Source organism: Amycolatopsis sp. 2-15, from assembly GCF_030285625.1.
GTDB classification, from domain to species: Bacteria; Actinomycetota; Actinomycetes; order Mycobacteriales; family Pseudonocardiaceae; genus Amycolatopsis; species Amycolatopsis carbonis.
Genome location: NZ_CP127294.1, coordinates 9,133,538 through 9,159,052 on the forward strand (window position 1 = coordinate 9,133,538; position 25,515 = coordinate 9,159,052).

A 25,515-nucleotide genomic window follows, 5' to 3' on the forward strand; every position below is an offset into this window, starting at 1 on the left:
GCGCCCGATGCTTTCGCACCGATGTGGTCCCCAGCAGGAGGACGTGTGGAGATCTTGTGCGGAAATCCGGCACCCGCAAAGCAAAGCGGGGAGCCGGAAACCCGGCTCCCCGCTTCACCACTTCAGAACGGTCAGCTACAACCCGACGTAGCCCCACACCCTTCACACGCGTAACACGACCCCGCAGGCCGCATCTTCGTGCCGCACGTCATGCACAGAGGTGCGTCGGCCGCTTTGCCGAGGTGGAGTTCCATCAGTTCGGCCGTGGAGTGGGCGTCCGGGGTGGACGGTTCCGGCGTGGGGGCCGAAGGAGCCGACGCCGGGGAGGAGTCCACGCTGGTGCGCAGGGCCTCGAGGTCCATGCCGCCGTAGTTGGCTTCCACTTCAGCGGAGCGTTCGTCGGCGGTGAAGATGCCGAGTTGCGAGCGCTTCTCGTACGGCAGGTAGTCGAGGGCCAGGCGGCGGAACAGGTAGTCCATCACGCTGGTGGCGATGCGAATGTCCGGGTCGTCCGTCATGCCGGCCGGCTCGAAGCGCAGGTTGGAGAACTTCGAGACGTAGAACTCGAGCGGGATGCCGTGCTGCAGGCCGACGGAGATGGACATCGAGAAGGCGTCCATCACGCCCGCCAGCGTCGAGCCCTGCTTGCCGAGCTTGACGAAGATCTCGCCGAGGCCGTCGTCCGGGTAGGAGCCCGCGTGGAGGTAGCCCTCGGCGCCGCCGACGGTGAAGGACACCGTCTGGCTCGGGCGCTTCTTCGGCAGGCGGCGGCGCACCGGGCGGTACTCCACGACCTTCTCCGGCTCCGGCTCGGCTTCCTTCTTCTTCGCCGTGGACAGCGGCTGGCCGACCTTGCAGTTGTCGCGGTAGATCGCCAGCGCCTTGAGGCCCAGCTTCCAGCCCTGGAAGTAGATCTCCTCGACCTCTTCGACGGTCGCCGTCTCCGGCATGTTCACCGTCTTCGAGATCGCGCCCGACAGGAACGGCTGCACCGCGGCCATCATCCGCACGTGGCCCATCGGCGCGATGGAGCGCTCGCCCACCGCGCAGTCGAACACGTCGTAGTGCTCCGGACGCAGGCCCGGCGCGTCGACGACGTGGCCGTGCTGCGCCACGTACTCGACGATCGCCTCCACCTGCTCGTCCTGGTAACCCAGCACCTGCAGTGCGCGCGGCACGGTCTGGTTCACGATCTGCATCGACCCGCCGCCGACGAGCTTCTTGAACTTCACCAGCGAGAAGTCCGGCTCGATGCCCGTGGTGTCGCAGTCCATCATGAAGCCGATGGTGCCGGTCGGCGCGAGCACCGAGGCCTGCGCGTTGCGCCAGCCGTGGCGCGTGCCGAGCTCGATGCCGCGCTGCCACTCCTCGGTGGCCAGCGCGCGGACGGCCGCGTCGTTGGAGTGGTACGTGCGGACCAGCTCGTTGGCCGCGGCGTGCTTGCGCATCACGCGCTGGTGCGCCTCGGCGTTGCGCGCGTAGCCCTCGTACGCGCCGACGACCTTCGCCATCTCCGCCGAACGCCGGTACGACACGCCGGTCATCAGCGACGTGATCGCGCCGGCGAGCGCGCGGCCGCCTTCCGAGTCGTACGCGTGCCCCAGCGCCATCAGCAGCGCGCCCAGGTTGGCGTAGCCGATGCCCAGCTGGCGGAACTTGCGCGTGGTGTCGGCGATCGGCTCGGTCGGGAAATCGGCGAAGCAGATGGAGATGTCCATCGCCGTGATCACGAACTCCACGGCCTTCGCGAACAACGGCGCGTCGAACGTGCCGTCGTCGGCCACGAACTTCAGCAGGTTCAGCGACGCGAGGTTGCAGCTGGAGTTGTCGAGGTGCATGTACTCGCTGCACGGGTTCGACGCGCTGATGCGACCGGACTCCGGGCAGGTGTGCCAGTCGTTGATCGTGCCGTCGTACTGCACGCCCGGGTCGGCGCACTCCCACGCGGCCTGCGCCATGGTGCGGAACAGCTTCTTCGCGTCGGTGCGCTCGATGACCTCGCCGGTGAGGCGGGCGCGCAGGCCGAACTCCGTGCCGTTCTCCACGGCCTGCATGAACTCGTCGGACACGCGCACGGAGTTGTTGGCGTTCTGGTACTGCACCGAGGCGATGTCCGCGCCGGAGAGGTCCATGTCGAACCCGGCGTCGCGCAGGACCTTGATCTTCTCCTCTTCGCGCGCCTTGGTCTGGATGAACTCCTCGATGTCGGGGTGGTCGACGTCGAGCACGACCATCTTCGCCGCGCGCCGCGTGGCGCCGCCGGACTTGATGGTGCCCGCGGACGCGTCGGCGCCCCGCATGAACGAGACCGGGCCGGACGCCGTGCCGCCGGAGCTGAGCAGCTCCTTCGAGGAGCGGATGCGGGAGAGGTTGAGGCCCGCGCCGGAGCCGCCCTTGAAGATCAGGCCCTCCTCGCGGTACCAGTTCAGGATCGACTCCATCGTGTCGTCGACCGACAGGATGAAGCACGCCGAGACCTGCTGCTTCGAGGACGTGCCGACGTTGAACCAGACCGGGGAGTTGAAGCTGAAGACCTGGTGCAGCAGCATCCAGGTGAGCTCGTGCTCGAAGATCTCCAGGTCGCCCGCGCCGGCGAAGTAACCGTGGTCCGCGGCGGCCTTCACGTACGTCTTCACCACGCGGTCGATGAGCTGCTTGAGGCTGCTCTCGCGCTGCGGGGAGCCGACGGCGCCGCGGAAGTACTTGCTGGTGACGATGTTGGTGGCGTTCACCGACCAGAACCCGGGGAACTCGACGCCCCGCTGCTCGAAGTTCACGCTGCCGTCACGCCAGTTGGTCATCACGACATCGCGCTGCTCCCACGCGACCTCGTCGTACGGGTGCACGCCTTCGGTCGTGAAGACCCGCTTGACGGCCAGCCCGCTGCTGGCCTTCTTCTTGCTCCGGCCGGCGGCCGCCGCGCCGGTTCCCACGGTTTCGGTCATCGGGTCTCGTCCCTCGCTCCCGCGCGGCGCAGGCGACACTCAGTCGTCTCCGGCGCGCTCGCTTCCTTCTTCCGCGGCAGTACCCGCCATGGCTTCCCGCAGGTCGGCGATCTCCTTCTCGAAGTCCTCGACCGAGGAGAACGAGCGGTAGACGCTGGCGAACCGGAGGTAGGCGACCCCGTCGAGCTCCCGCAAGGGACCGAGGATGGCCAGGCCGACCTCGTGGCTCGGGATCTCCGCCAGACCGGCGGAGCGGATCGACTCCTCGACGCGCTGCGCGAGCTTCTGCAGCGCGTCGTCGTCGACCGGCCGGCCCTGACAGGCCCGCCGCACGCCGTTGACGACCTTGTCCCGGCTGAACTGCTCGGTGACGCCGGACCGCTTGACGACGGCGAGCACCATCGTCTCCGACGTGGTGAAGCGCCGGCCGCACTGTGCGCACGAGCGCCGCCGCCGGATCGCCTGACCTTCATCCACCTCTCGGGAGTCGACGACCCGAGAGTCCGCATGCCGGCAGAACGGGCACCTCATCCGCCGATCACCTTCCCCTCCGCGCCGGCCGAGTCCATCCACGCCGGCCCCTGCCGCCACGCTACGGCCTGGACCACGATCACCCCGCACGGACCCGCGCCTGGTGATCGATTTGTGGACAACCGGTGGGTGAACACCGCCCAGCTGTGGACAACTGGTCTCCAGTGTACCCCTACCTGTGGACCAACTACAGCAGTGTAACTACCAGATGTAGGGGTTGACCATAGATTGCCCGGACGGCCCACGCAAGCGACACAAGCGGGTGAAGAAGGCACCGATCCGTGGTGCGATCGAGCGCATCCCGAGGGTCACGAACCGAACCCGGCCACCTCCGACGCGACCGGCACGGTGAGCGGCAGACCGGGCACGAGGACGGCGTCGTCGAGGTGGTTGAGCTGTTTGATGCGCTCGACCACGGCGGACTGGTCCGAGTCGGGCGCGAACCGGGCGGCGATCTCGGTCAGCGTGTCGCCCTGCTGCACGGACACCGACGCCGTGCGCTCGGGCACCGCGCCAGCCGGCGCGCCGGATCCGAAAACACCCAGAACGGTGACCACCAGGCAGGCGGCGACGGCGATCGCGGCGAGCCACGGCCACCGCACCGCGGGCCGGCGTGGCTCGGCGCACGTGGCCGGTGCGATGCGGCGCCCCGCGATCACCCGGGCGCGCGTCGGCGGCCGCAGCGGCTCGCCACGGCGCTCGCGCGTGCCGCGAACGGGTGCCGTAGGACCGATCGGGGGACCCGAGGGAACCCGAGCCGGGGCGGCGGCCTGCCGGACGGGCCGGAGCGGGCGGACGATCCCGCGGTCTGCCAGAATCGACATGGCGAACCTCCTTCTGACCTGCTGATCGGTTCGATCCGAGCCCGGTCCGGTGCTCTCACCGGCGACAATGCGGTTCAGGTCGAACAGGCGTTCTATCGAACGTCCGTGCGAAGGTCTACCACCCCGCACCGACAAAATCGAGAGGACACGGCGTGTCGATCGAACAGATGTTTGAAATCGTCACGCTCGGTGGGCTAACGTCGGTGACCAGGACATCTGCCGGGCAGATGTCGCCGGCGAGGGCACCCGCGTCCGCGGGAGCCGGCCGGCGCACGCGCACCACGCGGGATGCCGGCGAGGCGACCGTGAAACATCTGGGAGGCGACGCCCAGTGGGGAGAGGACACACAGTGGCGAAGGAGAGCAAGGCGGGCACCACGCCCGGTGGCTCGGGCAAGGTGACAGCCCTGCCCGAGGTCTACGACGTGGACGAGACGCTGACCGTGCGACAGCAGCAGGTGCTGGACGTGATCCGCAGCTGGGTGGCCCGGTTCGGCTACCCGCCGAGCGTCCGCGAGATCGGCGAGGCCGTGGGCCTCACGTCGACCTCGTCGGTGTCCCACCAGCTGCGGGCGTTGCAGCGCAAGGGATACCTGCGCCGCGACGCGAACCGGCCGCGGGCCGTGGGCGTGCTCTCGACCACGGACGACAACCCCATGGGCATCGACATCGACCAGCAGCCGTCCATGCCGAAGGCGGCATACGTGCCGCTGGTCGGCCGGATCGCCGCCGGTGGCCCGGTGCTGGCCGAGCAGGCGATCGAGGACGTGTTCCCGCTGCCGCGCGAGATCGTCGGCGAGGGTGAGCTCTTCCTGCTCAGCGTCACCGGCGACTCGATGGTCGACGCCGCAATCACCGACGGCGACTGGGTCGTGGTCCGCCAGCAGCCCGCCGCGGAGAACGGCGACATCGTGGCCGCCATGATCGACGTCGAGGCGACGGTAAAGACGTTCAAGCGCAAGGACGGCCACGTCTGGCTGATGCCGCACAACGAGGCGTACGAGCCGATCCCCGGCGACGACGCCACCATCCTCGGCAAGGTCGTCGCGGTCCTCCGGCGCCTCTAGACCCGGGAACCCACCCACGCGGCCGCGGGCCGGCGACGAGGATGCCCGGCCTCGATCGTCCCCGCGCCGCGGGCGGGAGCTTCCCGGTGTCCGGTGTGGACGGTGCCGTGGGTCCGTTGGTGTGCTGTGTGGTCCTTGCGTTGGGTGGTCCTTGCGGTGTGGTCTTCCCGCTGTGCGCGCCACGCCCCCGGTTGCCTCCCCGGGGCGGACCTCAGCGGTCAGGACTCAGCGGTCAGGACTCAGCGGCGCGGGCGGCGACGCAGCCGGCTGAGCAGGAACCAGCCGATCAGCACCACGACCACCGCGATGCCCACCACCGGCAACAGCGGCAGACCGGACGAGTCGTCCGAGCCGCCGGTCGCGCCCGACGCGGCGGGTTTGGCCGCCTGACGCTGTGGTGCGGCGGCGCCCGCCACCAGGGCCGTCGCGTTTTTCACCGCGCGGATGGGCTGGCCGACGCCCTCTCCGCCCGACAGCAGCATGCCGTCGGGTTCGAAGGCGAGGGCTTCGCCCTGCTTCTCGTTCGGCAGCGGGATCCGCATGGGGTTGCGTTTGAGCGCCTCGAGCACGTCGCCGTCCGGGGCCGGGTACAGGTACGCGTCGGTGTAGGTGCGCAGGGCCACGACGCTGCCGTCGGCGCTGGTCGCACCGCCCGTGACCAGCACGGATCCGAACGCGCCCACCGGCCCGCCCACCGTGTCGGTGTCATGGAGGGTCAGCGAACCGACCTTCTCCAGCGCAGTCGGCCCCGGCGTGGCCAGCGGACCGGTCGGCCGGTAGACCGCCGCGTCGCCGAGCACTTCCTTGGTGATCAGGTACGGCGTGCCCGAGCGGTCGAGCAGCAGGGCCTCGGTGTCGTGCGGCCCGTCGGGGTAGGTCAGGCGGTGCAGCGTCACGCTGCCGCCCGAAGGTTTCATTTCCATGAGCGCCACGGTCGTGCGCTTGTGGCTGTTGTCGCCGGTGTCCGAGAGCCACAGGGTGCCGTCGGCCGCGCGCGCGAGGTCCTCGACGTCGTACGGGTCGGTGCTCGCGGAGAGCACCTTCTGCACCTTGCACGAGTGGTCGAGGACGAAGACCTGCACCTTCGTGCCGCCGTCGTTGATCGCGTACCAGTGCTCGCCGTCGGAGACGAGGCCGGAGAGCTCACCCAGCCGCGAGTCGGTGACCTTGCACAGCGGTTCGGGCGCGGGTGGCGGCGCCGCCGCGGCAGCGGGCACAGCGCCCAGCACCAGCAAAACCGCCGTCACCGCGAGGACGACCCGCACCAGCTCACCTCCGTAGTGTGCGGCCCGGTCCGGCCGCACACTACGGAAGACGTTCAGAGCGCCGAGGCGTTGGTTTCGTACCGGCGCAAAGCCGCCGCGAGGTCCGGGTGGACCCGCACGAGGAGCCTCGTGCCGTCGGCGACGTGCTCCTCCTCGAGCACCTCGCCGCCCGCGTGGGCGCGGGCCACGAGCTCGCCGCGCGCGTACGGGACCAGCGCCTCGACCACGACCTGCGGCCGCGGCATCCGGTCGGCGAGCACCTCGGCCAGCTCCGGGATGCCGGCGCCGGTCCGGGCGGACACCAGCACGGAACCCGCCAGCTGATGGCGCAGCCGGGCGAGCGTGACCTGGTCGGCCGCGTCGGCCTTGTTGATCACGAGCAGCTCGGGCGGCAACGGCTCCTTGCGGGTGCGGGTGATCTCGCCGAGCACCTCGCGCACGGCGTTCACCTGCTCCTCGGGCGCCGGGTCGGCGCCGTCGACGACGTGCAGCAGCAGGTCGGCGTCGGCCGCCTCCTCCAGCGTCGAGCGGAACGCGTCCACCAGCTGGTGCGGCAGGTGCCGCACGAACCCGACGGTGTCGGTGAGGGTGAACGTGCGCCCGTCGGCCGTCTGGGCCCGGCGTGTGGTCGGGTCCAGGGTGGCGAACAGCGCGTCCTCCACCAGCACGCCCGCGCCGGTCAGCGCGTTGAGCAGGCTCGACTTGCCGGCGTTGGTGTAGCCGACGATGGCCACGCTGGGCACCTCGTTGGCCACGCGCCGGCCGCGCTTGGTCTCGCGGATTGTATCCATCGCGGCGATCTCGCGGCGCAGCTTGGACACGCGCTTGTTGATCCGCCGGCGGTCGGTTTCGAGCTTCGTCTCACCGGGACCGCGCAGGCCCACACCGCCGTTGGCGCCACCGGCGCGGCCACCGGCCTGCCGGGACAGCGACGCACCCCAACCGCGAAGGCGCGGGATGAGGTACTGCAGCTGGGCCAGCTCGACCTGGGCCTTGCCCTCCTTGGAGCGGGCGTGCTGCGCGAAGATGTCGAGGATCAGGGCGGTCCGGTCGATCACCTTGACCTTGACCTTCTCCTCGAGCTGGCGCAGCTGGCCGGGCGAAAGCTCGCCGTCGCAGATCACCGTGTCGGCGCCGGTCGCCACGACCACGTCGCGCAGCTCCCGCACCTTGCCGGAGCCGATGTAGGTGGCCGTGTCGGGTTTGGCACGCCGCTGGACGAGGCCCTCGAGCACCTCGGAACCGGCTGTCTCGGCCAGCCTCGCCAGCTCGGCGAGGGAGGCTTCCGACTGCTCGGCGGTGCCTTCGGTCCACACGCCGACCAGCACGACGCGCTCCAGCCGAAGCTGGCGGTATTCGACCTCGGTGACGTCCGTGAGTTCGGTCGACAGGCCTGCGACGCGGCGGAGCGAGGCGCGATCCTCGAGCTCCATTTCACCGGTCGACGGGTCGTCGTCGTACAGGTCTTCGTGTGTCAGTTCTGTCATCGTGCCTCCATGCTCCCACGATTCGGCGCGGGAGCCGAGTGATTACCTGCTGGGATAGATCGATACGTAGATGGCGGTGCGTTCGGCGCCGGCCTCGGCAGGCCGTTCGCGGAACTCCTCGAGCAGCCGCGTGAGCCGGTCCTTGAACTCGGCGACCTCGGCCGGCGCGACCTGGAAGACGAGCCGGCTGGAGTCGACGTCGGCGGCGTCGACCTCCCCCATCTCGGCGAGGTAGGCCTCGAGCATGGCCTGGCCGACGGACGCGACCGCCACGCCGTTGTCGAGCTGCCAGGACAGGCCGGTGGACCGGTACGGGATCTCCTTGGCGCCGCGGGCGCCGCGGCGTTCTTCCAGTGGCGTGAGAAAACCCGTTTCGACCAGCCGCCGCACGTGGTGCAGCGTGGTGGCCGGGTCGCGGCCGAGCCGCTCGGCCAGCTCTTTGTTGGTCATCGCCTCGAAGGACGTCAACCGGATGATGCGCAGGCGTATTCCGGACGCGAGCGCGGCGGCCTCGGCCTCCGTCGAAGGGCGTCGTGGGGTCGGCACCCGCACAGCCTAGGCACGACAAAGTGATTGACACTTTCCAATCACTCACCGACACTCACTCGGGTGAACCGGGACTCCCTCCTCTTCCACGCCGACTTCCGCCGGCTCTTCGCCGGCGACACGGCGAGCCAGCTCGGCACGTTCGTCGGTGTCACGGCGATCCCGCTGCTGGCGGCGGTGACGCTCGCGGCGACGCCGTTCGAGATGGGCCTGCTGACCACGGCCGAGACGCTGGGCTTCCTGCTCATCGGCCTGCCCGCGGGCGTGTGGGTGGACCGGTTGCGCAAGCGGCCGGTGATGCTGGCCGCCGACCTGGCCCGCGCGGCGCTGATCCTGAGCATCCCGCTGACGTGGTGGGCGGGCGGGCTGACGATGGTCCAGCTCATCGTGGTCGTGCTGTTCGTGGGCATCGGCACGGTGTTCTTCGACGTCTCCTACCAGGCCTACCTGCCCGCGCTCGTGGGCCGCGACCGGCTGCTGGAGGGCAACGCGAAGCTGCAGGGCGTGCAGTCCTCGGCCCAGATCGCCGGGCCGAGCGCGGCGGGCGTGCTGGTGCAGTTCGTCGGCGCGGCGAGCACGGTGCTGGTCACCGGGCTCGGTTACCTCGCCTCCGCGTTGTGCCTCTGGCGGATCCGCACGGTCGAGCAGCTGCCCGAGAAGACCGGCCACGAACGCCTGGTGCCGCAGATGCTCGAAGGTCTGAAGTTCGTGTTCACCGACAAGCCGCTGCGCGCCATCGTCGCGTGCACCGCCACCGCCAACCTGTTCGGCGCCGCCGCGCAGGCCGTGCAGGTGCTCTTCCTGACGCGCACAGCCGGGCTCCCGCCCGCGGCGGTCGGCGGGCTGCTCGCCGTCGGCGGCATCGGCGGCATCCTCGGCGCCCTGTTCGCCGGAGCGATCATCCGGCGCGTCGGGCAGGCGCGGTCGATCTGGCTCCTGCCGATGCTCGTGTGGCCGGGCAACCTGCTCGTGCCGCTCGCGGGGCCCGGCTGGCGCGTACCGCTCGCCGGGTTCGGCCTGGCACTGGCCGGGTTCGGCGTGATCCTCTACAACGTCGCGCAGGTCTCCTACCGCCAGGCGATCACGCCCGACCGGCTGCTGGGCCGGATGAACGCGAGCGTGCGGTTCGTCGTGTGGGGCACGATGCCGCTCGGCGGGCTGCTGGGCGGCGCGCTCGGCGAGGGGCTCGGGCTGACCGGTGCCCTGTGGACGGCGGTGATCGGCCAGCTCGCCGCGGCGCTGTGGGTGGTCTGCTCGCCGCTGAGGCACATGCGTGACCTGCCGGTGGGCGAGAAAGCGGTGGTGGTCCCCGCCTAGAGTTGGTTCATGAACGTCACCCCGCAGCCCAGCCCTCGTGTCCCGGACAAGGTCGGTGTCGACGGTCTGGAGGCCAAGTGGGTAGCGGTATGGGAGCGGGACGGCGTCCACCGCTTCGACCGCACGAAGCCGCGCGAAGCCGTCTACTCGATCGACACCCCGCCGCTCACGGCGAGCGGTTCGCTGCACATCGGGCACGTGTTCTCCTACACGCACACCGACGTCCTCGCTCGCTACCAGCGAATGCGCGGGCGTGAGGTCTTCTACCCGATCGGCTGGGACGACAACGGCCTGCCCACCGAGCGCCGCGTGCAGAACCACTACGGCGTGCGCTGCGAACCGGCGCTGCCCTACGACCCGTCGTTCACGCCGCCGGAGAAGCCGGGCAAGGACGTGATCCCGGTGTCACGGCGCAACTTCGTGGAGCTGTGCCGCACGCTGTCCGAACAGGACGAGAAGGTCTTCGAGGACGTCTGGCGGCGCGTCGGCCTGTCGGTGGACTGGACGCTGGCGTACCAGACCATCGACCCGGCCACCACGGAGATCTCCCAGCGCGCCTTCCTGCGCAACCTCGCGCGCGGTGAGGCCTACCAGTCCGAGGCGCCGACGTTGTGGGACACCACGTTCCGCACCGCCGTCGCGCAGGCCGAGCTGGAGGACCGCGACCGGCCCGGCGCGTACCACGACCTCGTGTTCCGCACGGGCGAAGGCGCCGAGGTGCTGATCTCCACCACACGGCCGGAGCTGCTGCCCGCGTGCGTCGCGCTCGTGGCGCACCCGGACGACGAGCGCTACCGCGACCTGGTCGGGAAAACCGTGTGCACGCCCGTGTTCGGCGTCGAGGTGCCGGTGCACGCGCATCACCTCGCCGACCCCGAGAAGGGCACCGGCATCGCGATGGTCTGCACCTTCGGCGACACCACCGACGTCACGTGGTGGCGCGCGCTGCGGCTGGAGACCCGCCCGGTGCTCGGGCGCGACGGGCGGTTCCTGCCCGAACCGCCGCGCGGCGTGCCCGCCGAGGCGTACGCGCCGCTGGCGGGCAAGACCGTCCACACGGGACGCCAGCTCCTCGTCGAGGCGCTGCGGGCGGACGGGTCGCTGCGCGGTGAGCCGCGGGCCATCACGCACGCGGTGAAGTTCTACGAGAAGGGCGACCGGCCGCTCGAGATCGTCACGAGCCGCCAGTGGTACCTCACGAACGGCGGGCGCGACGAGAAGCTGCGCGCGAAGCTGATCGAGCGCGGCGGCGAGCTCAACTGGGTGCCGCCGCACATGGAGGTCCGCTACCGCGCCTGGACCGAAGGCCTCACGAGCGACTGGCTCGTGAGCCGCCAGCGGTTCTTCGGCGTGCCGATCCCCGTCTGGTACCCGCTCGACGAGCACGGCGAGCCCGACCACGAAGCCGTGCTGGTGCCTTCGGACTCGGCCCTGCCCGTGGACCCGAGCACCGACGTGCCGCCGGGCTACACCGAGGACCAGCGCGGGAAGCCGGGCGGGTTCGCGGGCGAGGTGGACGTGATGGACACCTGGGCCACGTCGTCGCTCACGCCGCAGATCGCCGGGCGCTGGAGCCTCGACGACGACCTGTTCCGCCGCGTGTTCCCGTATTCGCTGCGGCCGCAGGCACACGAGATCATCCGCACCTGGCTGTTCTCCACGACTGTGCGCGCCGAGCTGGAAGAGCACGTGCTGCCGTGGCGCGACGCCGTGATCTCGGGCTGGGTGCTCGACCCGGACCGCAAGAAGATGTCGAAGTCCACGGGCAACGTCGTCACGCCCGCCGCGCTGCTGGACCAGTTCGGGCCCGACGCCGTGCGCTACTGGGCGGCGAGCGCGCGCCCCGGCGTCGACACGGCCGAGGACCAGGGCCAGATGAAGGTCGGACGGCGCCTGGCGACGAAGCTGCTCAACGTGAGCCGGTTCGTGCTCGGCCTCGGCCTGCCCACGCCCGGCGCGTCGGTGACGGAACCGCTCGACCGGTCGGTGCTCGCCGCGCTCGCGCGCGTGGTCACCGAGGCGACGGCGGCGTTCGAAGGCCTGGACCAAGCGCGGGCGCTGCAGATCACGGAGACGTTCTTCTGGACCTTCTGCGACGACTACGTCGAGCTGGTCAAGGCGCGCGCGTACGGCGATCGTGGCGAGGCGGCCGCCGACTCGGCCCGCGCGGCGCTGACGACCGCGCTTTCGGTGCTGGTGCGGCTGTTCGCGCCGGTGCTGCCCTACACGGCCGAGGAGGTCTGGTCGTGGTGGCAGGAGGGTTCGGTGCACCGCGCGCCGTGGCCGGAGGCGCCGGGGGTCGACGGGGACGTCGCTCTGCTGCCGCTGGCCGGCTCGGTGATCGCGGCCGTGCGGCGGGCCAAGACGGACGCGAAGGTGTCGATGCGCTCGGCCGTCGAAACCCTGACGGTGAGCGCGTCCGACGCCGTGCTCACCGGGTTCGCCGCGGTGTCGGACGACGTGCGCGCGGCCGGGGTGATCTCCGCCGTGGCCACCCGGCCGGGTGACGGCGAGCTGGCCGTGGAGGTGACGGTGGGCTGAGCGCACCCCAATGCGGCGTTGGTTGCGTTGGGTGCACCCAATGCGGCGTTCGGTGCGTTGGGTGCACCCAACGCCACATTGGGGTGGTTCATGCTCCGGCGGCGGCCCACCAGGCTTCGTCGAGTTCGCCGCGCGCGACGATCTCCGCCGGGCCGGTGAGTGTGGCGGCACCGCGTTCGACGGTCACGACCACACGGCCACCGGGGATGTCCACAGTGGACTCGCCCGTGTCGGTGCCGGCCAGGTGCAGCGCGGCGGCGACGGCGGCCACCGTGCCGGTGCCGCACGAGCGGGTCTCCCCCACGCCGCGCTCGTGGACGCGCATGCGCAGCGCGCCCTCGCCGAGCAGGTTCACGAACTCGAGGTTCACGCCGGTCGGGAACACGTCGTGGTCGAAGTCGGGCTGGTCGCGCAGGTCGAGGTCGGCGACGTCGTCGTCGAGCACCGACACCAGGTGCGGGTTGCCGACGTCCACGGCCACGCCGGAGAACGGGCTGCCGGCCACCGCGGTGACGGAGGTGCCGGTGATCGTGGCCGGGCCCATGTCCACGGTCACGGAACGGTCGGGGTGGACCACTACCGGCCGGTCGCCCGCGCGGGTGCCGATGGTGAAGCGGCCGTCGTCCGCCAGACCGGCTTCGATGAGGTAACGGGCGAACACGCGCACGCCGTTGCCGCACATCTCGGCGATCGAGCCGTCGGCGTTGCGGTAGTCCATGAACCACTCGCCCTCGGACGCCTCACCCACCGCCTTGGCGCGCACCACGCGCAACACGCCGTCGGCGCCCAGGCCGCGTCGGCGGTCGCACAGCGCCGCCACGCGCTCCGCCGTGAGGTCCAGGCGGCCGGACGCGTCGGGCAGCAGCACGAAGTCGTTTTGCGTGCCGTGGCCCTTGAGAAACTCGATGCCGCCCATAAGGACAAGATTACTGGGCCAGGGCGTCGAGCACGCGCGCGGCCAGGTCGGGGGAAGCGCCGTCGAACCACTGGATCCGCTTGTCACGGCGGAACCAGGAGCGTTGCCGCCGGACGAAGCGGCGGGTGGCCTGTGCGGTCGCCGCGGCGGCGGCCGCGAAGTCGCCTTCGCCGTCGAGCTCGGCGAGCACCTGCTGGTAGCCCAGCGCCCGGGACGCCGTTTTTCCTTCGCGCAGGCCGCGGGCTGCGAGCTCCCGGACTTCGTCGACGAGGCCGGCCTCGAACATCCGCTCGACGCGAAGGTCGACCCGCTCGTCGAGCTCGGCGGCCTCGCGGTCGACGCCGATCAGCACCGTGCCGTAGCGGGCCGGGCCCGGCTTGGGGAGGTTCGCGGAGAAGGGCTCTCCGGTCAGCTCCATGACCTCCAGCGCACGCACGATGCGGCGGGTGTTCGTGGGCAGGATGGCGGCGGCCGCGGCCGGGTCTTTTTCGGCCAGGCGGGCGTAGAGGGTCGCCGTGCCGCGTTCGGTGGCCTCGTTGTCGAGCCGGGCGCGGACGCCCGCGTCGGTGCCGGGGAATTTCAGGTCGTCGAGCACGGCCTGCACGTAAAGACCGGAGCCGCCGGTCAGCACGGGTACGCGGCCGGCGGCGAGGAGGTCTTCGATCACCCGGCGGGCGTCGCGCTGGTAGGCGGCGACGGACGCGGTCTCGGTGACGTCGAGGACGTCGAGCAGGTGGTGGGGCACGCCGCGCCGCTCGGTTTCGGTGGCCTTGGCCGTGCCGAGGTCCATGCCGCGGTAGAGCTGGAGCGCGTCGGCGTTCACGACCTCACCGCCGAGGGCGAGGGCGAGCTCCACGGCCAGCGCCGTCTTCCCGGTGGCCGTGGGACCGACGACGGCCACCGGACGAGGCGGCTGAGCAGGGCTGATCACGCTGGCCGAGGGTACCTGGACGGGGAGGACCGCCGACACGGAGCGTCAAGGAGAAGTAGGATCACTGGCTTCAGGTGGCTCATCCAGTACCACAGCAGGCGCTGAGCTGCTTGAATGCCGCTGGGGCCCCATGCCCCCGGAAGCAACACCGCGTAACCCGGCCCCGCAGCACGCGGGGCGCCCGCACCAGCGGGCGTACAGGCGATAAGGAGCCTGCGATGGCCCAGGAGAACACGTCCAGCGGCACCCCGGCACCGCACCCCGTGCCCCACGCGCCCGGCAGCGCCCAGACCGCACCCCCGGTGCCGGCCGCCGAGCCCAGCCCGTCCACCTGGGGCCGGGTCGACGCCGAGGGCACCGTCTTCGTCTTCACCGCCGACGGCGAACGCGCGGTCGGGGTCTGGCAGGCGGGCACGCCCGACGAGGGGCTGGTGCACTACGCCCGCCGCTTCGACGACGTGCGCACCGAGGTGGAGCTGCTGGAGACCCGGCTGAGCTCGGGCGTCGGCGACCCGAAGCACGCGCTGTCGAACGCCACGCAGATCCGCGACGGGCTGGCCGAGTCGGCGGTGGTCGGTGACCTCGCCGCGCTGGCCGCGCGTGTCGAGTACGTGATCGCCGCCGCCGAGAAGGCGCTGGGCAAGGTCAAGCAGGAGCGCGAGGAGGCCCGCGCGGCCGCGGTTTCGCGCAAGCAGGAGCTGGCCGAGGAGGCGGAGAAGATCGCCGCCGACTCGACCCAGTGGAAGGTCGCGGGCGACCGGCTGCGCACCATCCTGGACGAGTGGAAGACGGTCAAGGGCGTCGACCGCAAGACCGACGACGAGCTGTGGAAGCGGTTCTCCAAGGCCCGCGAGGCGTTCAACCGCCGGCGCGGCTCGCACTTCGCGGAGCTGGACAAGCAGCGCGCGAGCGCCAAGCACCGCAAGGAAGAGCTCATCACCGAAGCCGAGTCGCTCGCCGAGTCCGACGACTGGGGCGCCACCGCCGGCCGCTACAAGGAGCTCATGGCCGAGTGGCGCGCCGCCGGCCGCGCACCCAAGGACAGCGACGAGGCCCTGTGGCAGCGCTTCCGCGCGGCCCAGGACGCCTTCTTCGCCCGCCGCTCGGCCGTGTTCACCGAACGCGACGCCGAGTTCGCCGGCAACGCCTCCCGCAAGGAAGAACTGCTGGTCGAGGCAGAGAAGATCGACGTCGCCGCCAACCTCGAGGCCGCCAAGTCCGCGCTGCGCCGCATCCAGGAACAGTGGGACGAGATCGGCAAGGTCCCGCGCGAACGCATCCGCGAGCTCGACGGCCGCCTCAAGGCCGTCCAGGACGCCGTCAAGTCCGCCGAGGACAGCCGCTGGCGCCGCACCGACCCCGAGGCCCAGGCCCGCGCCGCCCAGTTCCGCGAGCGCGTCGAACAGTTCGAGTCACAGGCCGCCAAGGCCCGCGCAGCGGGCGACGAGCGCCGCGCGAAGAAGGCCGACGAGCAGGCCGCGCAGTGGCGCGAGTGGATGGAAGCGGCGGAGGCCGCGGTGGCGGATCGCTGATCGTCTCGCTTGACCGAAAAGGGCCGCTTCCCGGGGGTGTACCGGGGAGCGGCCCTTTTTCGATCGTTCGGGTGGATCGTGGTCGCGATGGGTGATCACTGACCGCCCGTGGCCCTCAAGACCGCGAGAAAGCCGTCCTCATCCACATCGTCGCCAGGACGATCGTGGCGATCCACGCGACGATCATCCCGATCCCCGGGCCGCCGCCGACGGCGCCGTTCGCGTGGGCCGACTGCTGGGACCACACCGACAGCAGGCCGTCCACCGAGGCGAACCAGCCGCCCGCGGCGCAGCACCAGGCGACCCACCAGCGGCGCGTCGCCACGCCCACCGCGCCGGCGAGGACGCCGATGCCCGTGGACGTCGCGGCGAACAGCTGCGGGATGCCGCCGCCGGCGCCTTGGAGGACCTGGTAGCCCGCGTGGTCGCCGACCCACGGCAGGAACTGCGCCACGAGCAGCACGACGATGAACACGGCGATGTAGAAGCCGCGACGGCCGAGTTCCACCGTGCGAGACGCGCGCGCCCCCGCCTGGTCGATCTGGTCGGTCAGCTCCTCGTCGACCTCGGCCGGCGTTCCTGGCTCGCTCACAGCGCACACCCACTCACCGGGGCCGGCTCGACGGCCGGGGCTCCGAAGCCCGGCAGTCCCAGCGTGACCCCGCTCGTCTTGGGCCGAAGACCCGCTTCGGCGTTGTCGCCCGCCCGTGTGCGGCGGTGTGTCAGGAGGTCGCCGTCGGCGACCAGGTGGTGCGGGGCGCCGTAGGTGATCACCGTCTCGACGACGTCACCCGGGCGCACCGCACGGTCCACAACGGACCCGGCGGGCGTGAAGTGCACGAGCCGCCCGTCGCGGGCGCGGCCGCTCATGCGGTGTGTCTCGGCGTCCTTGCGGCCCTCGCCCGCGGCCACCAGCAGCTCGACCTTGGTCCCGACCAGCTTCTTGTTCTCCACCCAGGAGATCTCGTTCTGCAGCTCCACGAGCCGGTCGTAGCGCTCCTGCACGACTTCCTTCGGCAGCTGGTCGGCCATCGTCGCGGCCGGCGTGCCGGGGCGCTTCGAGTACTGGAACGTGAACGCGCTGGAGAACCGCGCCTCGCGCACCACGTCGAGCGTCGCCTGGAAGTCCTCTTCGGTCTCGCCGGGGAAGCCGACGATGATGTCCGTGGTGATCGCGGCGTCGGGCATCGCGGCGCGGACCTCGTCGAGGATCTTCAGGTAGCGCGCGGAGCGGTACGAACGCCGCATCTCGCGCAGCACCCGGTCCGAGCCCGACTGCAGCGGCATGTGCAGCTGGTGGCAGACGTTGGGTGTCTGGGCCATCGCGTCGATCACGTCGGAGGTGAACGCCGCGGGGTGCGGCGAGGTGAACCGCACGCGCTCCAGACCGCTGATCCCACCGGTCGCGCGCAGCAGCTTGCCGAACGCCAGGCGGTCGCCGAACTCGACGCCGTAGGAGTTCACGTTCTGCCCCAGCAACGTCACTTCGAGCACGCCCTCGGCCACGAGCGCCTCGACCTCGGCGAGGATCTCGCCCGGGCGGCGGTCGCGTTCCTTGCCCCGCAACGACGGCACGATGCAGAACGTGCAGGTGTTGTTGCACCCCACCGAAACCGACACCCAGCTCGCGTACGACGACTCGCGGCGCGCGGGCAGCGTGGAGGGGAACGTCTCGAGCGACTCGAGGATCTCCACCTCGGCCTCGGCGTTGTGCCGCGCGCGCTCCAGCAGCGTCGGCAGCGAGCCGATGTTGTGCGTCCCGAACACGACGTCGACCCACGGGGCGCGCTTGACGATCTCCCCGCGGTCCTTCTGCGCCAGGCAGCCGCCGACGGCGATCTGCATGTCCGGGTTGGCCACCTTGTCCGGGCGCAGGTGGCCCAGGGTGCCGTACAGCTTGTTGTCCGCGTTCTCCCGCACGGCGCAGGTGTTGAACACGACCAGGTCCGGCTTCGCCTCCGCGCTCGCGGGGACGTACCCGACCTCCTCGAGCTGACCGGCGAGCCGTTCCGAGTCGTGCACGTTCATCTGGCAGCCGAAGGTGCGGATGCTGTACGTCTTGGGCTGCTGGTTCTCGGTCATCACCACACAGGGTAGACCGGCTACCACCTGGTACTCCCTGGCGCCCTTGCTCGTGCAGGACCTTTCGACCACGGTGCCCGAACCGTGATGTCGCCAGCGATGATTCGGCGGGAGACCACTCGGCGGGCTTTCAAGCTAAATCCGGCAGTCGGGATGACACCATTCTGTGAGCCGGTCCATCACGTCCAACACGCGGTCCTCCGCCTGGTCGTCGTAGCCCTGTGCACTGCCTGCTCTCGTCCGGATCTCCAAGCGAGCCGCGTCACAGGCGCGGAGGATGTCCTCCGGGTCAGTACCAGCAGCGACTGCCGAGACGGCGATACCGGCCAACTGCGCATCAGGATCGTGTTCCGCGTACGCCGCTGCTACGAGCGCGCCGGTCATTTCGCGGTCGGCTCCCACAGCCGACTCGCGCAGTGATTCGGCCAGCGGATCTGAGTGGTTCACCGGCCGATTGTGGCTCATGTGCACGCCCTTGGGCACAGCCTTTCGCAGAGCACACAGACCGTGGGCAGGGCCACGAAGCAAATCGCAAATCCGCACAGACCTGGGCGCGGATCTGGAAGGTCTTGCGAACACCCTCGCCACTGAGAGTGTTCACTCGTCGACCATGCTCGACAACGGAGGCGAGCGTGGATCGCGAATGATCGGGGTGACAGCGACGACGACGTCGACATGATGTGGGGCGACGTCGGCACGATCTACTGGGTGATCCGGTCCGACGACCTCGCCGCGGGGAGGTTCGACGCGGCCCGGTTCACGATGCAGTGCACCTGAGCCGCGAACGCAGGGCGCGCTCGTCTGGCACGATCGCCCCCATGCGTGCGAGGCGGAGGCTCACGGCGGTGCTCGTCGCGGTGCTCGTGGCGGGGCTCACGGCCGCGTGCGGGCCGAGCTTCGAAGGCCTGCGCCTGCGGGTCGCGACCGGCGCGGTTGGCGGCGTGTACAACGACCTCGCGCGGCCGCTCGCCGACGCGTGGGCCAGGGACCTGGGCATCGCCCGGCCGGAGGTCCTGGCGACGCAGGGCTCGCGCGACAACCTCAACCGCGTGCTCTCCGGGAGCGCCGACGTGGCGTTCGTGGCGGCCGACCTCGCCGCCGAGTCCGCCGCGCAGCACCCGGGGCGGCTGACCGCGCTGGCGCGCATCCACGACGACTACCTGCACATCGTCGTGCGGGCCGACTCGCCTTACACGTCGGTGTCGATGCTCAAGGGCCGCCACATCGCGGTCGGTTCGCCCGAGTCCGGGGTCGAGTACATCGCCAACCGCGTGCTCGCGGTCGCCGGGCTGACCGATTCGGTGAGCGTGCAGCAGCTGGGCCTCGAAGACTCCCTCAAGGCGCTCGAAAACCACCGGCTCGACGCCCTGTTCTGGTCCGGCGGCCTGCCGACGCCGCTGATCACGACGTACACGCAGAAGGTCGGCCTGCGGCTGCTCGACATGGCCAGCCTGCAGGAGGGCATGCAGGCCTACAGCCCCGTCTACAGCACCGCCACCATCCCGGGGAGCACCTACAACCAGGCCGGCCCCGTGACCACGCTCGTGGTCCCCAACTTCCTCGTCGTCCCCGCGAAAATGGCCGACGACGTCGCCGAAGCTCTCACCCGCGGCCTCTACGACGCCCGGCCCGCCCTCGCGGAGGCCAACCGCGCGGCCCTGTCGATCGACGTCCACCCGGGCATCGAGACGGAGCCGCTCCCCCTGCACCCGGGCGCGCTCACCTATTACCGCAGCCTCAAGGTCTAGGGCGCGACCCGCAGGTCCAGCTCGATCCGCAGGCCGCCGCCGTCCGGCAGCGACAGGCGCAGGTCGCCGCCGGAGTGGCGGACGATCTCGCGCACGATCGCGAGCCCCAGGCCCGAGCCGGGCACATTCTGGTGCGCGCTGCTGCGCCAGAAGCGGTCCACGGCGCGTTCGAGCTCGTCCTCGCGCAGGCCGGGCCCGTGGTCGCGCACCGCCAGGGTCACCCGATCACCGCCGTTCACGGCCGACACGTGCACCGAAGTGCCCTGGCCGGTGAACTTGAGCGCGTTGTCGATCAGCGCGTCCAGGATGACCTCGAGCCCGCGCGGCGGCAGCAGCACGCGCGCGCCGTTGACGGCCGCGTCGGTTTCCAGCGCGACGTCACGCGCCGCACCCACCACGCTCCAGTCGGCGACGCGGTCGGCTACCACGGCGCCGAGATCCTCCGCCACGAGCTCACCGCCCGCCGACTCCGCGCGGGCCATCGACAGCAGCTCGTCGAGGATCTGGTTGAGCCGGCCGGCGTCCACGCGGGCGGCGTCGAGGTCGGCGGCCGCGGCGTCGTCGTCCACGTGGCCTTCGAGGTTGCCCAGCCGCAGCTTCAACGCGGTCAGCGGGTTGCGCAGCTGGTGCGACGCGTCGGCGACGAACGCCCGTTGCGCGGCCAGCGCCTCCGACACGCTCGCCGCCATCCGGTCGAAGGAACGGCCGAGTTTCCGCAGCTCAGGCGGCCCGCCGCTCTCCCCCACCGGCTCCGCCTCGCGCCCGCTCACCACGGCCGCCACCAGCGCGCCCGTCGCTTCGTCGAGCCGGCGCACGGGCCGCAGGGTCCAGCGCACCACCGGGATCGCGACCAGCAGCGCGAGCCCGAACGCGACGACCGCACCCGCCGCGAGCACGAGCCACTGCCACAGCAGCCGCGTGCGCACGTGGTCGGTCGAGGACTCCGTGACGACGACGCCGCGCACCTCACCGTCGATGAGGATCGGCTCGGCCAGCACCAGCGGCGCCGTCGACCACGGCATCAGCAGCGGGCCGGGCTCCGGGTGGCGGCCGGCTAGCGCCTCGTTCACGGGCGCCGCGATGGCCGTGCGGTCGATTCGCGCCGCGTCGGTGCCGCCCAGTGAGCTGAGCACCGGCACACTGTCCTGGTTCACCACGACGACCTTCACGCCGTAGACCTCGGTGTAGCGGCGCAGCTCCGGCTCCAGCAGCGCGGGCCGGTTGTCGATCAGCGGCCGCTGCGCGAGCGAGGCGAACCGCGCGGTGTCGGTGAGGCGGTCGAGGAACAGGTTCTGCTGCAGGCTGCCCGCCATCGTCAGCGCCAGGGGGATGCCGAGGCCGAACACCAGCAGCGCGACGAGCGTGACCACGATCCCCTGGAGGCGGACGCGCACGGCTCAGCCCCGCCCGCCGCCGAGGCGGTACCCGACGCCGCGGACGGTCTCGATCAGCGCCGGGCGTCCCAGTTTCGTGCGCAGCGTGGCCACGTGGACGTCGAGCGAACGGCTCTCCGCCGCGCCCCGATGCCCCCACACCTCCGTGAGTACGTGCTCACGCGAGCACACCGACCCGCGCGCGCCCGCGACGAGCGCGAGGACCTGGAACTCCTTGCGGGACAAGGCAATCGACTGTCCGTCCACGAGCACCTCGTGGCGCGCGAGGTCGATGGTCACGTCGCCGACCTCGATCACCGGCGCGGGCCCGTCCGTGCGCTCGCCACGACGGCGTCGCACGGCTTCGACGCGCGCGAGCAGCTCCTCCACGTCGTAGGGCTTCACGAGGTAGTCGTCGGCACCGGCGCGCAGCCCCTGCACCCGGTCGTCGACCTCGCCGCGCGCCGACACCACGATCACGGCGACGTCGCTGACCGCGCGGATGCGGCGGCACAGCACCACGCCGTCGACGTCGGGCAGCCCGAGGTCGAGCAGCACCACGTCCACGTCGTGCACGCGGTCCAGCACGCCGGCACCCGAGGCCAGCCGTTGCATCTCCAGGCCGCGCCGCGTCAGCGCGGGCACGAGGGCGCCCGCGACCCGGTCGTCGTCCTCCACCAGCAGCACCCGCACCGCTCGCCTCCCCCGGTGATCCAGCCCACGGTAGCGGGGAACTCTAGGGGGCACCCGAGCGCGACCACGACACGGCACGAAGGATCACCCTCCGTCACCCTCATGACCCGCAGTCCGTGAATCCGGGATACGGTCGCGGCTACGCTGAGCAGCACGGAAGCCCGTCGACCTGCCAGGACGGCATCGGAAGTCGATACGTACTTGAAACCCTAAGTATTGCTCAAGCCGCCTTTACAAAGGGTCCGACGGGAGTAGGTTTCCGCCATCGACGGGGGATCCGGTCCCGCAGATGCCGGTTGTGAAGGAGCTCTGGAGGCCAAGATGACCGCGGAGGTGGCGGCGCCGATGATCAAGGCGACCGCCGTGAACAAGTTCTTCGGCGACCTGCACGTGCTGAAGGAGATCAACCTCGAGGTGCCTCGCGGCCAAGTGGTGGTCGTGCTCGGGCCGTCCGGGTCGGGCAAGTCGACGCTGTGCCGCGCCATCAACCGGCTGGAACCGATCAACGCCGGAGAGATCGCCGTCGACGGTCTGGCCCTGCCGGCCGAGGGCAAGGCGCTCGCGGCACTGCGCGCGGACGTCGGCATGGTCTTCCAGTCGTTCAACCTGTTCGCGCACAAAACGATCCTCGAGAACGTGATGCTCGCGCCGGTGAAGGTCCGCAAGATGTCCTCGGCCGACGCGCGCAAGACCGCCATGGAACTGCTGGAGCGGGTCGGCATCGCGAACCAGGCGGACAAGTACCCGGCCCAGCTCTCGGGCGGCCAGCAGCAGCGCGTGGCCATCGCCCGGGCGCTCGCGATGCGCCCCAAGGTGATGCTGTTCGACGAGCCGACCTCGGCACTGGACCCGGAGATGGTCCAGGAGGTGCTCGACGTGATGACCGGCCTGGCCAAGGACGGCATGACCATGCTCGTGGTCACCCACGAAATGGGGTTCGCCCGCCGGGCAGCCGATCGGGTGATCTTCATGGACGACGGCGAGATCGTCGAGGACACCAAGCCGGACGACTTCTTCACCCAGCCGAAGAGCGACCGGGCGAAGGACTTCCTCGGCAAGATCCTCACCCACTGACGATTACCGGATTTCCCCGGCACCTGCCGTACTCGGTGGCCGTACCGGCCATACCGACGACAGATACAGGAGACATGCAATGAGGATCCGCACCCTCGCGGTAGGGCTGCTCGCCGGCGGCCTGCTGCTGACCGCTTGCGGCAAGGAAGGCACGCCCGCGGCCCCTGGTGGCGACGCCAGTGGCGCGAACACCGCCGCCCTGCCGACCTACACCGTGGCACAGAACGTCGACCTGGCCGGCTCGCCGGTCTTCACGAAGATCAAGGGCGCCGGCACCGTCACCGTCGGTGTGAAGGACGACCAGCCGGGTCTCGGCCAGAAGGACCCGACGACGGGCAAGTTCGAGGGCTTCGACATCGAGATCGCCCGGATGGTGGCCGCCGGTCTCGGCATCGCCCCGGACAAGATCAAGTTCACCACGGTCGACTCGGCCGCGCGTGAGCAGGCCATCGCCAACGGCCAGGTCGACTACTACGTCGGCACCTACACGATCACCGACAAGCGCAAGGCCCAGGTCTCGTTCGCCGGCCCGTACTTCCAGGCCGGCCAGGACCTGCTGGTGCGCAAGGACGACACGTCGATCACCGGCCCGGAAACGTTGAAGGGCAAGAAGGTCTGCTCGGTGACGGGGTCGACCCCGATCCAGCGCGTGCGTGACCAGGGCCTGACCGAGCCGAGCAACATCGTCGAGTTCCAGAAGTACTCGCAGTGCGTGGACAAGCTGCTGACCAAGGAGGTCGACGCCCTCACCACGGACGACGCGATCCTCAAGGGCTACGCGGCGCAGGACAAGGACAACCTGAAGGTCGTCGGCAAGCCGTTCTCGCAGGAGCCCTACGGCATCGGCCTGAACAAGGACGACAAGGTGCTGCGCACGAAGATCGACGACCTGCTGCAGGCCAGCCTCGACGACGGCACCTGGCAGAAGATCTACGACGCCACCCTCGGCCAGTCCGGTGCGACCGCGACCAAGCCGACCATCCAGCGCTACTGATTCGGTTTCACGGCCGGTGGACGGAGTCTCCGTCCACCGGCCGCTCCACGTAATCTTCCGGCCCACGGACGCGGGGAAGGCTCCATGGACGTCCTGCTCGACAATCTGGACCTCTTCGGTCCGTTCTTCCTTCGCACGATCGAACTGTTCCTCATCGCCGCCGTCGGCAGCCTCGTGTTCGGCACGATCCTGGCGATGCTGCGCGTGAGCCCGGTCCCGGTGTTCCGCGCGGTCGGCACGGTCTACGTGACCGTCGTCCGCAACACGCCGCTGACCCTGGTGTTCGCGTTTTTCGTGTTCGCCTACCCGTTGCTGGAAATCGTCAAAATCGACTACTTCACGGCCGCCGTGGTGTCGCTGACGGTGTACACGTCGGCGTTCATCTGCGAGGTCGTCCGCTCGGGCATCAACACGGTGCCGGTCGGCCAGGCCGAGGCGGGCCGCGCGCTCGGCCTCACCTTCGGCCAGATCCTCGGCGAGGTGGTGCTGCCGCAGGCACTGCGTTCGGTCGTCCCGCCACTGATCAGCACCCTCATCGCGCTGCTGAAGAACAGCACGATCGCCGGTGGGTTCTCCGTCGCCGAGGCGGGTGCGATCCGCCAGTACATCTCCGAGCGCGGCGACAACCAGCTGGTCGCCCTCCTGTGGGTGGCGCTCGGGTTCATCATCCTGGTCGCCGTGCTGTCGTTCGTGCAGCGCAGCCTGGAGAAGCGCTGGAGCGTGGCCCGATGACCAACGTCCTGTTCGACGTCCCCGGCCCGAAGTCGCGGGTGCGCCACCGGATCTACGCCGTGATCGGCATCCTCGTGGTCGTCGCGCTGATCGCTTTCGTGGTCTACAGCTTCGCCCAAAGCGGCCAGTTCACGTCCCAGAAGTGGGCGTGGCTGGAGTACTCGCAGGTGCAGTCGGACCTCGTCAACGCCATCGTGGCCACGCTCGAAGCGTTCGCGCTCGGCGCGGTGTTCGCCCTGATCTTCGGCGCGGTTTTCGCCGCCGGACGGCTGTCCGAGCACAAGTGGGTTCGCCGGATCTCCACGTTCATCGTGGAGTTCTTCCGCGCGATCCCGCTGCTGATCCTGATGTTCCTCTTCTACTTCGGCCTGCCGACACTCGGTGTCGACACCTCGCCGTTGTTCGCCGTGGTGCTGGGCTTGACGCTGTACAACGGTTCCGTGCTCGCGGAGGTGTTCCGCGCCGGTATCAACTCGCTGCCGAAGGGCCAGTCGGAAGCGGCGTACGCGCTGGGCATGCGCAAGACGCAGGTCATGTTCACGGTGCTGCTGCCTCAGGCGATCCGGGCGATGCTGCCGACGATCATCAGCCAGCTCGTGGTGCTGCTCAAGGACACCGCGCTCGGGTTCCTGGTCACGTATCCCGAACTGCTCTACTACGCGCGTTACATCGGTTCGCAGGGCGTGTTCGGGCGGCCGATCGTGCCGTCGACCCTCGTGGCGGCCGGCATCTACATCGTGCTGTGCCTGCTGCTCACCGCCCTCGCGACGTGGGTGGAGAAGCGCAACCGGCGAAGCAAGAAGCACATCGAAACCACGGACAACAAGGCGGAGCAGGCCATGCTCGGCAACGCCGCGGGCGGTGGTTTCGTCGGCGGCGCCTGACGAACGAGGTGCACGAAAAAGCCCCCGCACCCGC

The 25,515-nt window shown here is 70.4% G+C and carries 23 protein-coding genes; 10 read left to right on the top strand and 13 right to left on the bottom strand.

The window, feature by feature from the left end; translation table 11 throughout:
- Nucleotides 1-131: 131 nt before the first annotated feature.
- From QRX50_RS45080 to QRX50_RS45090, 3 genes are all read right to left on the bottom strand, one after another.
- A complete protein-coding gene (locus QRX50_RS45080; protein WP_285969170.1) occupies nt 132-2,945 on the bottom strand; it encodes a vitamin B12-dependent ribonucleotide reductase in 2,814 nt (937 codons plus the stop codon).
- Nucleotides 2,946-2,984: 39 nt separating this feature from the next.
- Nucleotides 2,985-3,476 (bottom strand): transcriptional regulator NrdR, encoded by a 492-nt coding sequence (gene nrdR, locus QRX50_RS45085; RefSeq protein WP_220238112.1) that lies wholly within the window; start codon nt 3,474-3,476, stop codon nt 2,985-2,987.
- 308 nt (nt 3,477-3,784) lie between these two features.
- Complete coding sequence (locus QRX50_RS45090; RefSeq protein ID WP_285969171.1) at nt 3,785-4,300, bottom strand: LysM peptidoglycan-binding domain-containing protein; 516 nt, start codon at nt 4,298-4,300, stop codon at nt 3,785-3,787.
- A 349-nt stretch (nt 4,301-4,649) separates the two neighbouring features.
- Here QRX50_RS45090 and lexA point away from each other — a divergent pair, with 349 nt between their 5' ends.
- Nucleotides 4,650-5,366, top strand: coding sequence for a transcriptional repressor LexA (gene lexA, locus QRX50_RS45095; RefSeq protein ID WP_285969172.1), 717 nt, complete (start codon nt 4,650-4,652; stop codon nt 5,364-5,366).
- A 239-nt stretch (nt 5,367-5,605) separates the two neighbouring features.
- On the opposite strand, the gene QRX50_RS45100 is transcribed toward lexA, so the two are convergent.
- The 3 genes from QRX50_RS45100 to QRX50_RS45110 are packed head-to-tail and all read right to left on the bottom strand — an operon-like array spanning nt 5,606 to nt 8,664.
- Nucleotides 5,606-6,631, bottom strand: a complete 1,026-nt coding sequence (locus QRX50_RS45100) for an SdiA-regulated/phytase-like domain-containing protein (RefSeq protein ID WP_285969173.1) — start codon at nt 6,629-6,631, stop codon at nt 5,606-5,608.
- A gap of 53 nt (nt 6,632-6,684) precedes the next feature.
- On the bottom strand, nt 6,685-8,118 hold the full coding sequence (hflX, locus tag QRX50_RS45105; protein WP_285969174.1) for a GTPase HflX: 1,434 nt from the start codon (nt 8,116-8,118) through the stop codon (nt 6,685-6,687).
- Nucleotides 8,119-8,160: 42 nt separating this feature from the next.
- Nucleotides 8,161-8,664, bottom strand: coding sequence for an ArsR/SmtB family transcription factor (locus QRX50_RS45110; protein WP_285969175.1), 504 nt, complete (start codon nt 8,662-8,664; stop codon nt 8,161-8,163).
- Between the two features lie 63 nt (nt 8,665-8,727).
- On the opposite strand from QRX50_RS45110, the gene QRX50_RS45115 reads away from it, so the two are divergent.
- The gene (locus QRX50_RS45115) at nt 8,728-9,981 is read left to right on the top strand and encodes an MFS transporter (RefSeq protein WP_285969176.1); all 1,254 of its coding nucleotides are present in this window, start codon (nt 8,728-8,730) and stop codon (nt 9,979-9,981) included.
- A 9-nt stretch (nt 9,982-9,990) separates the two neighbouring features.
- Nucleotides 9,991-12,522, top strand: coding sequence for a valine--tRNA ligase (gene valS / locus QRX50_RS45120; protein ID WP_285969177.1), 2,532 nt, complete (start codon nt 9,991-9,993; stop codon nt 12,520-12,522).
- 88 nt (nt 12,523-12,610) lie between these two features.
- Here the strand turns inward: valS and dapF are convergent, their stop codons facing one another.
- Nucleotides 12,611-13,438, bottom strand: a complete 828-nt coding sequence (gene dapF, locus QRX50_RS45125) for a diaminopimelate epimerase (RefSeq protein ID WP_285969178.1) — start codon at nt 13,436-13,438, stop codon at nt 12,611-12,613.
- Between the two features lie 10 nt (nt 13,439-13,448).
- Nucleotides 13,449-14,369: a tRNA (adenosine(37)-N6)-dimethylallyltransferase MiaA gene (gene miaA, locus QRX50_RS45130; RefSeq protein WP_285969179.1), complete on the bottom strand. Its 921-nt coding sequence runs from the start codon at nt 14,367-14,369 to the stop codon at nt 13,449-13,451.
- 218 nt (nt 14,370-14,587) lie between these two features.
- Here miaA and QRX50_RS45135 point away from each other — a divergent pair, with 218 nt between their 5' ends.
- The gene (locus tag QRX50_RS45135) at nt 14,588-15,901 is read left to right on the top strand and encodes a DUF349 domain-containing protein (protein ID WP_285969180.1); all 1,314 of its coding nucleotides are present in this window, start codon (nt 14,588-14,590) and stop codon (nt 15,899-15,901) included.
- Between the two features lie 115 nt (nt 15,902-16,016).
- Here the strand turns inward: QRX50_RS45135 and QRX50_RS45140 are convergent, their stop codons facing one another.
- The 3 genes from QRX50_RS45140 to QRX50_RS45150 form a co-directional block, all read right to left on the bottom strand.
- On the bottom strand, nt 16,017-16,493 hold the full coding sequence (locus tag QRX50_RS45140; RefSeq protein WP_285969181.1) for an Rv2732c family membrane protein: 477 nt from the start codon (nt 16,491-16,493) through the stop codon (nt 16,017-16,019).
- Nucleotides 16,490-17,983 carry a tRNA (N6-isopentenyl adenosine(37)-C2)-methylthiotransferase MiaB gene (miaB, locus tag QRX50_RS45145; RefSeq protein WP_285969182.1) on the bottom strand — a complete coding sequence of 498 codons (1,494 nt, stop codon included), beginning with the start codon at nt 17,981-17,983 and terminating at the stop codon, nt 16,490-16,492. The genes QRX50_RS45140 and miaB overlap by 4 nt, the downstream gene beginning before the upstream one ends.
- A gap of 135 nt (nt 17,984-18,118) precedes the next feature.
- Nucleotides 18,119-18,430 (bottom strand): hypothetical protein, encoded by a 312-nt coding sequence (locus tag QRX50_RS45150; RefSeq protein ID WP_285969183.1) that lies wholly within the window; start codon nt 18,428-18,430, stop codon nt 18,119-18,121.
- Nucleotides 18,431-18,658: 228 nt separating this feature from the next.
- Here QRX50_RS45150 and QRX50_RS45155 point away from each other — a divergent pair, with 228 nt between their 5' ends.
- Together QRX50_RS45155 and QRX50_RS45160 are read left to right on the top strand one after the other, a co-directional pair.
- Complete coding sequence (locus tag QRX50_RS45155) at nt 18,659-18,760, top strand: DUF1963 domain-containing protein (RefSeq protein ID WP_285969184.1); 102 nt, start codon at nt 18,659-18,661, stop codon at nt 18,758-18,760.
- Nucleotides 18,761-18,801: 41 nt separating this feature from the next.
- Nucleotides 18,802-19,731: a TAXI family TRAP transporter solute-binding subunit gene (locus QRX50_RS45160; RefSeq protein ID WP_285969185.1), complete on the top strand. Its 930-nt coding sequence runs from the start codon at nt 18,802-18,804 to the stop codon at nt 19,729-19,731.
- On the opposite strand, the gene QRX50_RS45165 is transcribed toward QRX50_RS45160, so the two are convergent.
- Both QRX50_RS45165 and QRX50_RS45170 read right to left on the bottom strand, forming a co-directional pair.
- Entirely contained in the window at nt 19,728-21,125 is a 1,398-nt protein-coding gene (locus tag QRX50_RS45165; protein ID WP_285969186.1) for a sensor histidine kinase, read from the bottom strand. The two genes, QRX50_RS45160 and QRX50_RS45165, sit on opposite strands and share 4 nt — an antisense overlap.
- 3 nt (nt 21,126-21,128) lie before the next feature.
- Nucleotides 21,129-21,797 (bottom strand): response regulator transcription factor, encoded by a 669-nt coding sequence (locus tag QRX50_RS45170; protein ID WP_285969187.1) that lies wholly within the window; start codon nt 21,795-21,797, stop codon nt 21,129-21,131.
- Between the two features lie 345 nt (nt 21,798-22,142).
- Here QRX50_RS45170 and QRX50_RS45175 point away from each other — a divergent pair, with 345 nt between their 5' ends.
- From QRX50_RS45175 to QRX50_RS45190, 4 genes are all read left to right on the top strand, one after another.
- Complete coding sequence (locus QRX50_RS45175) at nt 22,143-22,871, top strand: amino acid ABC transporter ATP-binding protein (RefSeq protein WP_285974730.1); 729 nt, start codon at nt 22,143-22,145, stop codon at nt 22,869-22,871.
- 79 nt (nt 22,872-22,950) lie between these two features.
- Complete coding sequence (locus QRX50_RS45180) at nt 22,951-23,865, top strand: glutamate ABC transporter substrate-binding protein (protein ID WP_285969188.1); 915 nt, start codon at nt 22,951-22,953, stop codon at nt 23,863-23,865.
- A gap of 84 nt (nt 23,866-23,949) precedes the next feature.
- Nucleotides 23,950-24,597: an amino acid ABC transporter permease gene (locus QRX50_RS45185; RefSeq protein WP_285969189.1), complete on the top strand. Its 648-nt coding sequence runs from the start codon at nt 23,950-23,952 to the stop codon at nt 24,595-24,597.
- Nucleotides 24,594-25,481 carry an amino acid ABC transporter permease gene (locus QRX50_RS45190; protein ID WP_285969190.1) on the top strand — a complete coding sequence of 296 codons (888 nt, stop codon included), beginning with the start codon at nt 24,594-24,596 and terminating at the stop codon, nt 25,479-25,481. Before QRX50_RS45185 ends, QRX50_RS45190 begins: the two co-directional genes overlap by 4 nt.
- Nucleotides 25,482-25,515 lie beyond the last annotated feature (34 nt).

Excerpts from the sequence above, each read along its gene's own strand:
- QRX50_RS45190 (WP_285969190.1), top strand. The coding sequence starts at position 24,594 with ATGACCAACGTCCTGTTCGACGTCCCCGGCCCGAAGTCGCGGGTGCGC.
- QRX50_RS45160 (WP_285969185.1), top strand. The coding sequence starts at position 18,802 with ATGCGTGCGAGGCGGAGGCTCACGGCGGTGCTCGTCGCGGTGCTCGTG.
- QRX50_RS45080 (WP_285969170.1), bottom strand. The coding sequence starts at position 2,945 with ATGACCGAAACCGTGGGAACCGGCGCGGCGGCCGCCGGCCGGAGCAAG.
- miaB (WP_285969182.1), bottom strand. The coding sequence starts at position 17,983 with ATGACCGAGAACCAGCAGCCCAAGACGTACAGCATCCGCACCTTCGGC.
- dapF (WP_285969178.1), bottom strand. The coding sequence starts at position 13,438 with ATGGGCGGCATCGAGTTTCTCAAGGGCCACGGCACGCAAAACGACTTC.
- valS (WP_285969177.1), top strand. The coding sequence starts at position 9,991 with ATGAACGTCACCCCGCAGCCCAGCCCTCGTGTCCCGGACAAGGTCGGT.
- nrdR (WP_220238112.1), bottom strand. The coding sequence starts at position 3,476 with ATGAGGTGCCCGTTCTGCCGGCATGCGGACTCTCGGGTCGTCGACTCC.
- QRX50_RS45175 (WP_285974730.1), top strand. The coding sequence starts at position 22,143 with ATGATCAAGGCGACCGCCGTGAACAAGTTCTTCGGCGACCTGCACGTG.
- QRX50_RS45090 (WP_285969171.1), bottom strand. The coding sequence starts at position 4,300 with ATGTCGATTCTGGCAGACCGCGGGATCGTCCGCCCGCTCCGGCCCGTC.
- QRX50_RS45185 (WP_285969189.1), top strand. The coding sequence starts at position 23,950 with ATGGACGTCCTGCTCGACAATCTGGACCTCTTCGGTCCGTTCTTCCTT.
- QRX50_RS45135 (WP_285969180.1), top strand. The coding sequence starts at position 14,588 with ATGGCCCAGGAGAACACGTCCAGCGGCACCCCGGCACCGCACCCCGTG.
- QRX50_RS45180 (WP_285969188.1), top strand. The coding sequence starts at position 22,951 with ATGAGGATCCGCACCCTCGCGGTAGGGCTGCTCGCCGGCGGCCTGCTG.
- hflX (WP_285969174.1), bottom strand. The coding sequence starts at position 8,118 with ATGACAGAACTGACACACGAAGACCTGTACGACGACGACCCGTCGACC.
- QRX50_RS45155 (WP_285969184.1), top strand. The coding sequence starts at position 18,659 with ATGATGTGGGGCGACGTCGGCACGATCTACTGGGTGATCCGGTCCGAC.